The sequence below is a fragment of the uncultured Sphingomonas sp. genome (genome assembly GCF_934560975.1).
In the GTDB taxonomy this organism is placed as follows: Bacteria; Pseudomonadota; Alphaproteobacteria; order Sphingomonadales; family Sphingomonadaceae; genus Sphingomonas_I.
In genome coordinates this window covers 24,019-33,765 of sequence record NZ_CAKTFO010000024.1, presented here as the reverse complement: position 1 = coordinate 33,765, position 9,747 = coordinate 24,019, and the positions used below count along the sequence as shown (strand labels likewise).

The 9,747-nt window shown below is 68.3% G+C and carries 11 protein-coding genes; 9 read left to right on the top strand and 2 right to left on the bottom strand.

Features of this window, described 5'->3' with window-relative positions:
* The 3 genes from Q0D93_RS12970 to dapD form a co-directional block, all read left to right on the top strand.
* Positions 1-576, top strand: a 576-nt coding sequence (locus Q0D93_RS12970; protein WP_294395078.1) for a DNA translocase FtsK, incomplete at its 5' end; no start/stop codon positions are given.
* A 244-nt stretch (positions 577-820) separates the two neighbouring features.
* The gene (locus Q0D93_RS12965) at positions 821-1,486 is read left to right on the top strand and encodes a pyrimidine 5'-nucleotidase (RefSeq protein ID WP_294395077.1); all 666 of its coding nucleotides are present in this window, start codon (positions 821-823) and stop codon (positions 1,484-1,486) included.
* Complete coding sequence (dapD, locus tag Q0D93_RS12960; RefSeq protein ID WP_294395075.1) at positions 1,483-2,301, top strand: 2,3,4,5-tetrahydropyridine-2,6-dicarboxylate N-succinyltransferase; 819 nt, start codon at positions 1,483-1,485, stop codon at positions 2,299-2,301. Before Q0D93_RS12965 ends, dapD begins: the two co-directional genes overlap by 4 nt.
* Positions 2,302-2,357: 56 nt before the next feature.
* Here dapD and Q0D93_RS12955 read toward each other — a convergent pair whose 3' ends face one another.
* Positions 2,358-2,927, bottom strand: coding sequence for a TlpA family protein disulfide reductase (locus tag Q0D93_RS12955; RefSeq protein WP_294395073.1), 570 nt, complete (start codon positions 2,925-2,927; stop codon positions 2,358-2,360).
* 16 nt (positions 2,928-2,943) lie between these two features.
* Here Q0D93_RS12955 and argH point away from each other — a divergent pair, with 16 nt between their 5' ends.
* The 6 genes from argH to Q0D93_RS12925 are packed head-to-tail and all read left to right on the top strand — an operon-like array spanning position 2,944 to position 8,418.
* Positions 2,944-4,320, top strand: a complete 1,377-nt coding sequence (gene argH, locus Q0D93_RS12950) for an argininosuccinate lyase (protein ID WP_294395085.1) — start codon at positions 2,944-2,946, stop codon at positions 4,318-4,320.
* Positions 4,317-4,553 (top strand): hypothetical protein, encoded by a 237-nt coding sequence (locus Q0D93_RS12945; protein WP_294395070.1) that lies wholly within the window; start codon positions 4,317-4,319, stop codon positions 4,551-4,553. The genes argH and Q0D93_RS12945 overlap by 4 nt, the downstream gene beginning before the upstream one ends.
* A 2-nt stretch (positions 4,554-4,555) precedes the next feature.
* Entirely contained in the window at positions 4,556-5,830 is a 1,275-nt protein-coding gene (gene lysA / locus Q0D93_RS12940; protein WP_294395068.1) for a diaminopimelate decarboxylase, read from the top strand.
* 2 nt (positions 5,831-5,832) lie between these two features.
* The gene (gene galU / locus Q0D93_RS12935; RefSeq protein ID WP_294395083.1) at positions 5,833-6,699 is read left to right on the top strand and encodes a UTP--glucose-1-phosphate uridylyltransferase GalU; all 867 of its coding nucleotides are present in this window, start codon (positions 5,833-5,835) and stop codon (positions 6,697-6,699) included.
* Complete coding sequence (locus Q0D93_RS12930; RefSeq protein ID WP_294395066.1) at positions 6,662-7,453, top strand: NAD(P)-dependent oxidoreductase; 792 nt, start codon at positions 6,662-6,664, stop codon at positions 7,451-7,453. The genes galU and Q0D93_RS12930 overlap by 38 nt, the downstream gene beginning before the upstream one ends.
* The gene (locus tag Q0D93_RS12925; protein ID WP_294395064.1) at positions 7,450-8,418 is read left to right on the top strand and encodes a zinc transporter ZntB; all 969 of its coding nucleotides are present in this window, start codon (positions 7,450-7,452) and stop codon (positions 8,416-8,418) included. The genes Q0D93_RS12930 and Q0D93_RS12925 overlap by 4 nt, the downstream gene beginning before the upstream one ends.
* On the opposite strand, the gene Q0D93_RS12920 is transcribed toward Q0D93_RS12925, so the two are convergent.
* Positions 8,408-9,643, bottom strand: a complete 1,236-nt coding sequence (locus tag Q0D93_RS12920) for a nucleoside transporter C-terminal domain-containing protein (RefSeq protein ID WP_294395062.1) — start codon at positions 9,641-9,643, stop codon at positions 8,408-8,410. The two genes, Q0D93_RS12925 and Q0D93_RS12920, sit on opposite strands and share 11 nt — an antisense overlap.
* Positions 9,644-9,747 lie beyond the last annotated feature (104 nt).

Sequence of the window (9,747 nt, the reverse complement as noted above, 5' to 3'; positions counted from 1 at the left end):
GCGCGCGCGGCCGGCATCCACCTGATCATGGCGACGCAGCGCCCGTCGGTGGACGTCATCACCGGCGTCATCAAGGCCAATCTGCCGACCCGCATCAGTTTCCAGGTCGCGTCCAAGATCGATTCGCGCACCATCCTCAACGAACAGGGGGCGGAGCAGCTGCTGGGCAAGGGCGACATGCTGTATGTCGCCGGAGGCAAGCAGATCCTGCGCGTCCACGGGCCCTTCGTCTCGGACGACGAGGTGCGCGGCGTGGCGGAGCATTGGAAGTCGCAGCGCCCGCCCGAATATGTCTCCGCCGTCACCGAGGAGCCGGCTGAGGGCGCCTATGAGATTGAGGGCGCGCCGACCGGCCCGGACGATCCCGAAACGCAGACCTATCGTCGCGCGGTGCAACTGGTGGTGGAGAATCGCAAAGCCTCGACCTCGTGGCTGCAGCGGCAATTGCGCATCGGCTACAATGGCGCGGCCCGCCTGATCGAGCGGATGGAGAAAGCCGGCATCATCTCGCAACCCGACCATGTCGGCCGCCGCGAGGTGATGATCGAACCGGCGGATTTGCCCTCCTACCTGTGACCCGATGCCTTCGGGATGAGGAGCCGCGTTTATTCCAGCTCGGCAGTATCGTGGCGGTAGCGAGATGGGCTCCTGCATTTGCAGGAGCGACGTTGCAGGGCTGAATGTCAGCCCTTAGCGCCAAGCCGTCGCCCTTGCGAAGGCAGGGGCCCCTCTCTCTCGCGGCAATCTAGCGCCGCCACATCTCCGGCCCTTGAGCGATAACCCCCTGCCCACTCGGGAACGACATGGTAGGAGCATCGGCATGACCCCCGCCCTCGCCCATATCGACGCCTGGATCTTCGATCTCGACAACACGCTCTACCCCGCGTCGTGCGATCTGTTCGGGCTGATCGACCAGCGCATGACCGCCTATGTCGCCCGGATCACCGGCCTCCCACGCGCCGAAGCGTTCGCGTTGCAGAAGCGGTACTTCCGCGAGCATGGGACCACCCTGTCCGGCCTGATCGCGGACCACGGCGTCGACCCGCATCATTTCCTGGAGGACGTCCATGCGATCGAGATGGACGTGCTGGCCGAGGATCGCCGCCTGATCGAGGCGATCGCGCGCCTGCCCGGCCGCAAGCTGATCTTCACCAACGGCGATGCCGATTATGCCCGCCGCGTGCTGGCGCGGGTCGGCCTGTCCGACAGTTTCGAGGCGATCCACGACATCCACGCCATGGCCTACCAGCCCAAGCCGGCGGCGGCGGCCTATGCCTCCATGGTGCAGGCGTTCGGCGTGGATCCGGCGCATGCCCTGTTCGCCGACGACATGACACGCAACCTGGCGCCCGCCAAGGCGCTCGGCCTCACCACCCTGTGGATCGACAACGGATCGGAACAGGCGGGGGACGACAGCGGCGATCATATCGATTACCGGACCGCCGACCTCGGCCATTGGCTGCACGACATTCTGGAGACCGCATGACGCTTGAAGCCACGATCGACGCCGCCTGGGAGGCGCGCGACACCCTTTCGCCCGCCACCACCGGCGCAGTCCGCGATGCCGTGGACGCCGCGCTCGCTGGACTGGACGAAGGCGCATTGCGGGTCGCCGAGAAGGGCGCGGACGGCTGGACCGTGAATCAGTGGCTGAAGAAGGCGGTTTTGCTCTCCTTCCGCCTCAACGACAATGATCGCGTCGTCGGCGGCGCGGCGGGTGGTCCTTCCTTCGACAAGGTGCCGACCAAGTTCGCGCACTGGGATGCCGAACATTTCCGCGCGGCGGGTTTCCGCGCGGTGCCGGGCTGCGTCGTCCGCCATGGCGCCTTTATCGGCAAGGGCGCGGTCTTGATGCCGAGCTTCGTCAATATCGGTGCCTATGTCGGCGAAGGCACCATGGTGGACACCTGGGCGACGGTCGGCAGCTGCGCCCAGATCGGCCGCAACGTCCACCTGTCGGGCGGTGCCGGCATCGGCGGCGTGCTGGAGCCGCTCCAGGCCAATCCGGTGGTGATCGAGGATGGCTGCTTCATCGGCGCACGCTCCGAAGTGGCGGAAGGCGTGATCGTGGAGGAAGGCGCGGTGCTGTCGATGGGCGTCTATCTCGGCGCGTCCACCAAGATCGTGGACCGCGCGACCGGCGAGATCTTCACCGGCCGGGTGCCGGCCTATTCGGTGGTCGTGCCCGGCACCCTGCCCGGCAAGAATGGCGGGCCCGGCCTCTATTGCGCGGTGATCGTGAAGCGCGTCGACGCGCAGACCCGCGCCAAGACCGGCATCAACGAACTGCTGCGCGACTGATCTGGGCCTGCCCCTCGCCCCCCTCGGTCAGAGGGGGCGAGGGGGGAGCGGAGGGATCAGGCCCCGGCCTGCGCCAGCAGCGCCTTGGCCTGCGCGCCCGTCCAGTCCAGGTCGCGGCTGACGCGCCACACTTCCTTGCCGTTCGCATCGTAGAGGATCGTGGTCGGCAACGACGCGGTCTTGAGCGGGATCATCAGCGCGTTGGACGTGTCCATCCAGGTCTTCAGCGTCTTCAGCGGGCGGCGCTTGAGGAAGGGCTGAACCGCGCGCGGGCCCTCCAGATCCTCGTTCACCACCACCACCTGCAACTTGCCCGCCTCGCGCGCGGCCAGCGCATCCAGCGTCGGCAATTCCTTGACGCACGGCACGCACCACGTCGCCCACAGATTCACCAGCACCGGCTTGCCCTTCAGGTCGGACAGCTTGGCGGGGGCGCCGGTGGGATCGGTGATCTCGGCCGTGGGCAGTCCCTTGCCGGCGTTGGACGTGTCGGTCGCCGCCTGAGTCGCGGCGGGCTGCGGCTGCGGCGCGACGTCCTCCGCTTGCGGTGCGGGACCGGCTTGCTTATGGCAGCCGCCGGCAATCGCCGTCAGCAACAGCACAGATAACGGGGCAAGTCGCCGCATGTCGAACTCCAATGCGATGTGGGGCGGTCGTTTCGCCGAGGGGCCTAGCGCGGTCATGCGCGAAATCAACGCCTCGATCCCGTTCGACCAACGTTTGTGGCGGCAGGACATTGCCGGCAGCCGCGCCCATGTCGCGATGCTGGGGCGGCAGGGCATCGTCTCGGGCGAGGATGTGGTCGCGATCGATGCGGGCCTGGCGCAGATCGCCGCCGAATATGAACAGAGCGGGCCGCCGGTCGACCTCGCGCTGGAAGACATTCACATGACGGTGGAAAGCCGCCTGGCCGACATCGTCGGACCGGCCGCCGGACGCCTCCACACCGCGCGCTCGCGCAACGATCAGGTCGCGACCGACTTCCGCCTGTGGGTGCGCGACGCGATGGATGCGGTGCACCAGGGGTTGGAAGCGCTGCAACGCGCTTTGCTCGCCCGCGCGGAGGAGCATGCGGCCACGATCATGCCCGGCTTCACCCACCTGCAGGTGGCGCAGCCGGTGACGCTCGGCCACCATCTGATGGCGTGGTACGAGATGGTGGCGCGCGACCGCTCGCGCTTCGCCGATGCGCGTGCCCGCCTGAACCGCTGCCCGCTCGGCAGCGCGGCGCTGGCCGGCACCGGGTTCCGGATCGACCGCGCGGACACGGCGCGGGCGCTGGGCTTCGACGCTCCGACCGACAACTCACTCGACAGCGTATCCGACCGCGACTTCGCGCTGGATTACCTGATGGCGGCGACCCAGTGCAGCCTCCACCTCAGCCGGATGGCGGAGGAGTTCGTGATCTGGGCGAGCCAGCCGTTCGGCTTCATCAGGCTGCCCGATGCCTATTCCACCGGTTCGTCGATCATGCCGCAGAAGCGCAATCCCGACGCGGCCGAGCTGGTGCGCGGCCATTCGGGGCGGATCGCCGGCTGCATGACGGCATTGGTCATGACGATGAAGGGCCTGCCGCTGGCTTATTCCAAGGACATGCAGGACGATAAGCCGCCCGTCTTCGAGGCGCACGATCTGCTCGCTTTGTCGATCGCGGCGATCAGCGGCATGGTGGAAACGACGCGCTTCGTGCCCGAACGGATGCGCGCGGCGGCGGAGAGCGGTTTTTCCACCGCCACCGACCTGGCCGACTGGCTGGTGCGCGAAGGCGGCGTCCCCTTCCGGGAGGCGCATCATATCACCGGCCGCGCGGTCAAGCTGGCCGAAAGCGAAGGCGTGATGCTCGCCAACCTGCCGCTTGTGGCATTGCAGGCGATCGACGCACGGATCGATGATCGCGTGTTCACCGTGCTGAGCGTCGATGCCTCGGTCGCCAGCCGGACCAGCCATGGCGGCACCGCCCCCGATCAGGTCCGCGCCCGCATCGCCGCAGCCCGCGCAGGGCTGGACGGCGCGGCATGATCCGGCATCTGGCCTTGGGTGGGCTGCTGCTGCTCGCCGCCTGTGGCGACCGGCAGAGCCTGCGTCCGCCGAACGGTGCCGCGCTGCCGCCCAAACCGGCCACTGCCCCGGCCGTGCCGACCGCCGATCAGCTGCTGGCGCTGCCCCCCGCTGTCCGCCCCGGCCGCAGCGACGAGCTGATCACCCGCTCGCAGCCGCGCGCCGACGATCCCTTCGACCTTCCGCCCCGGTAAAGATGGACCATTTCACACTCCGCGACGGCGCCATGCACGCCGAGGACGTACCCCTGTCGGCGATCGCAGCCGAGGCGGGCACGCCCGTCTACGTCTATTCCACCGCCACGATCGAGCGGCACGTCCGCGTGTTCCGCGAGGCGCTGGCCGGGCTGGACGATCCGCTGGTCGCCTTTGCGGTCAAGGCCAACCCCAACGGCGCGGTGCTGGCGACGCTCGCCCGCCTCGGCCTTGGCGCGGACGTGGTGTCGGGCGGCGAGCTGATGCGTGCGCTGGCCGCAGGCGTTCCGGCCGAGAAGGTGGTGTTTTCGGGCGTCGGCAAGACCGCCGAGGAGATGATTCTGGCGCTGCGCGAAGGCATCGGTCAGTTCAACCTCGAATCCGTGCCCGAAGCCGACATGCTGTCGGACGTCGCCACCAAGTTGGGGCTGGAGGCGCAGGTCGCCTTCCGCATCAACCCCAACGTGGATGCCGGCACCCACTCCAAGATTTCGACGGGCCGCGCCGACGACAAGTTCGGGGTCGCCTATGATCGCGCGCTGGACGCCTACGCCCACGCCGCCGCTTTGCCGGGGCTGAAGGTGGTGGGCGTGGCGGTGCATATCGGCAGCCAGCTGACCGATCTTGGCCCCAGCCGCGCCGCGTTCGAGCGGATCGGGGCATTGATCGCGGAGCTGCGCGCCGCCGGCCACGCCATCGCCACCGCCGATCTGGGCGGGGGCCTGGGTGTCCCCTACAATCCCGCTCTGCCGCCGCCGCCCTCGCCCGCCGATTATGGCGCGATGGTGCAAGCGGTGACCGCCGACTGGAACGTGCGGCTGATCTTCGAGCCCGGCCGGGTGATCGTCGGCAATGCCGGCGTGCTGGTCACGCGTGTCATCCGGGTGAAGGATGGCGTGGGCTATCCGTTCGTGGTGGTCGATGCCGGCATGAACGATCTGATGCGCCCCAGCCTCTACGATGCGTGGCACGATATTCGTGCGATCGAGCCGTCGGGTGAGCGCGCCACCGCCAACATCGTCGGCCCGATCTGCGAAACGGGCGATACCTTTGCCCGCGCGCGGGAGATGGACCGGGTGGAGGCAGGCGATCTGGTAGCCTTCATGACCGCCGGCGCCTATGGCGCGACCATGGCCAACACCTATAATTCGCGCGGGCTGACCCCCGAAGCGATCGTGAACGGCGAGGATTGGGCAATCATTCGGGAGCGTCAGCCGATCGAAGCGTTGATCGCGGCGGACACCCTCCCCCCCTGGCTCAACAAGGAGAAGGCATGACCATCAAGCCGGTACGTAAGGCAGTTTTCCCGGTCGCGGGCTTCGGCACGCGCTTCCTGCCCGCCACCAAGGCGGTGCCCAAGGAATTGCTGCCGGTGGTGGACCGCCCGCTCATCCAATATGCGATCGACGAGGCGCGCGCCGCCGGGATCGAGCAGATGATCTTCGTCACGGGGCGCGGCAAGCACGCCATCGAGGATTATTTCGATACCGCGTTCGAGATCGAGCATGACCTGAACGCCAAGCAGAAGCATGCCATTTTGGAGGCGATGCAGCCGACCAAGCTGGACCCCGGCCAGGCCGCCTTCGTGCGCCAGCAGCAGATGGCGGGCCTCGGCCATGCCGTTTGGTGCGCGCGCCACCTGATCGGGGATGAACCGTTCGCGGTGCTGCTGCCCGACGAACTGCTGTGGAATCCGGAGCGCCCCTGCCTGGCGCAGATGAACGAAACCTACCAGGCGAAGGGCGGCAACGTCATCGCCGTGCTGGAGGTGCCGGAGGAGCATACCAGCCGCTACGGCATCGTCGATCCGGGTGCCGCCGACGGCGCGGTGACCGAGGTGAAGGGCTTCGTCGAAAAGCCCAAGCAGGGCGAGGCGCCGTCGCGCCTGGCGGCGGTCGGCCGCTACATCCTCCAGCCGGAGGTGCTCGACATATTGAGCGAGGGCAAGACCGGCGCCGGTGGCGAGATCCAGCTGACCGACGCGCTGGCCGAAGTGATCGGCAAGCAGCCGTTCCACGCCCAGACCTTTGCCGGCACGCGCCACGATTGCGGCGAGAAGGCCGGCTTCATCATCGCCAATTTGGCGCTGGCGCTGGAGCGGCCGGACATTGCCGACACGATCCGCGCCTACGCGCGGTCGATCTGACGGAGCGGCTACGAACAGCCTGCCCATCTTCGTCCGCCTGACCGGCCGACCGGTGATCCTGGTCGGCAGCGGTCCGGCGGCCGATGCCAAACGGCGCCTGCTGGAACGCGCGGGCGCCGTATTTGTGCAGCCCAACTCCCCCGCCATGCTGGCCGTCGTCGCCGATGACGATGAGGAGGCCGCCGCCGCGCTCAAGGCGCGCGGCCTGCTGGTCAATGTGGTGGACCGGCCGGATGTGTGCGACTTCACCCTGCCCGCCATCGTCGACCGCAACCCCGTGCTGATCGCGATCGGCACGGGCGGCGTGTCCGCCGGGCTGGCGGCGGCGTTGCGCCAGCGGCTGGAGGCGGTGCTGCCCGCCTCGCTCGGCCGGGTGGCGGAGGCGCTGCATGGCGCGCGCGACACCTTGCGCGGGCTTTACCCTGATACAGGCGAACGCCGCCGCGCGATCGGCGCGATGTTGGCGGAGGGGGGATCGCTCGATCCCTTTGTCGACCATCCCGCGCCGGAGGTGGTGTCCGAACTGGTCGTCGCCGACCGGATGGAGCAGGTGGTGATCCGATCGCCCGATCCGGAGGAACTGACGCTGCGCGCCGCGCGCCTGCTGGCTTTGGCCGATCGCATCTTCCATCCGGCCGACATGCCGACGGCGATCTTGGATCGAGCACGCGCCGATGCAGAACGGATCCCGGGGCCGCTCCCGGTGACGGCACCGCCAGGCCTGACCGTCCATCTGATGTGGGATCGGGCATGAAGGGCTGGGCCTATCAGCTGGCGGGCGATGGCCGGGGACAGAGCTTGGAGCCCGCCGCCGCCTGTGCCTCCGCGCCGCAGCAAGCGGCGTTCGTCTGGGTCCACCTCGACGGGCGCGAGGAGGACACGCTCGACTGGCTGAAACAGCATGGCGGGATGCCCGACACGGTCGCCCACTCGCTGACCGCAATCGAGACGCGGCCGCGCTGCGAACCCATTGCGGACGGCGCGCTCATCAACCTGCGCGGGCCCGCCGCCGCCGACGATGACAGCGGCGATGACCGGCTCGTCTCCATCCGCGCCTGGGTGGAGGCGGGGCGCGCCGTTTCGGTCAGCCTCCACGCGCTGGGCGGCCTCGATTACCTGCGCGAGCAGATGGAAAAGGGCGCGATCCGCGATCCCGGTGACCTTATCAGCCAGCTCGGCATCGTCATCACCAGGCAGGTCGATCCGGTCATTACCGACTTGGGTGACGAGATCGACGATTGCGAGACGCAGTTCGATCCCGATCGCGTGTTCGAGACCCGCCGCCGGATCGCCACCGCCCGCTCCGACGCGATCGTCTATCGCCGCTTCGTGGCGCCCCAGCGCGAGGCGTTGAGCCGGCTGGCCGATCTGGCGGCGCCGTGGCTGGACGATGACGACCGGCTCCACCTGCGCGAGGCGGCGGATCGCTTCGCCCGCATGGCGGAAGAGCTGGAGGCGGTGCGCGAGCGCGCGGCCCTGATCCACGAGCAATTGACCGACCTCCGCTCCGAACAGATCGAACGCCGCGCGCTGCTGTTGTCGATCGTGGCGCTGATCTTCCTGCCGCTGACCTTCCTGACCGGGCTGCTCGGCATGAACGTCGAGGGCATACCCTTCGCGCACGAACCCTGGGCGTTTGGCGCGGTGTGCGGACTGTCGGTGCTGATCGCGGGCGGCATCACCTGGTGGTTCGCCGCGGAACGCTGGTTCAGGCGATAAGCATTCCGGCCAGCGCCGCCGACATCAGGTTGGCGAGGCTGCCCGCCACCAGCGCCTTCAGCCCCAGGCGCGCGATCGTCGGCCGCTGGCTGGGGGCAAGGCCGCCGGTCACCGCCATCTGGATCGCGATCGAGCTGAAATTGGCGAAGCCGCACAAGGCGAAGATCACCACCGCCTGTGCGTGCGCGCTGAGCGTGCCCGCGATCTGGCCGTAATGGATGTAGGCGACGAATTCGTTCAGCACGATCTTCTCGCCGAACAGGCCACCGGCGATGCCCGCCTGATCCCATGGCACGCTGATCAGGTACATGACCGGCGCGAACACATAGCCGAGGATGCGCTGGAACGTCAGGTCGGCGATGCCGAAGCCGTGGCCGATGCCGGTCAGGATGCCGTTGGCCAAGGCCACCAGCCCGACGAAGGCGAACACCATCGCGCCGACCATCACCGCCAACCGCACGCCCAGTTGCGCGCCCTGCGCGGCCGCCATGATGACGTTGGCGGGCTTCTCATCCTCGTCGGCATGGGCGGTGTCGACCATTTCAGTGACGGGCAGCGCCACGTCCGCGGGATCGTCCGGCATGATGATCTTGGCCATCAGGATCGCGCCCGGCGCCGACATGAAGCTGGCGGCGAGCAGATAGTCGATCTTGATCCCCATCGAGGCATAGGCCGCCAGGATCGTGCCGGCGACGCCGGCCATGCCGCTGGTCATCACCTGGAACAGCTGCGCGGGCTTGAGCGAGGCGAGGTAGGGGCGGATCACCAAAGGCGATTCCGATTGGCCGACGAAGATGTTGGCCGCCGCGCACAGCGCCTCCACCTTGCTGATGCCGATCACCCATTCCAGCGCGCCGCCCAGCCAGCGCACCACCCTTTGCATGATGCCCAGATGGTAGAGGATCGACACCAGGCTGGCGAAGAAGATGATCACCGGCAGCGCCTGCAACGCGAAATTCTGGCCCAGGGGGGAGGTCGCGAACGGACCGAACAGGAAGGTGGTGCCCTGCCCCGCAAAGCCGAGCAGGTCGCCCACGCCGCGCGCCATCGCCGCGACGATCCGCTGCCCGACCGGCACGTACAGCACCAGGATGGCAATGCCGACCTGCAAGGCGAAAGCCGCGCCGACCACCCGCAGCCGGATCCAGCGGCGGTTGGACGACAAGGCCACCGCGACCGCCAGGATCAGCGCGATGCCGAGAAGACTGAACGCTTGAGAATTCATGACGTGCGTGCCGACCCCCGCAGGCGGTTACGGCCCGACGATACACGCCGCCCCGCAACCCGCCAGTGTCCTTCAAACCATTGGACTATGCGGCCCCTCTACAG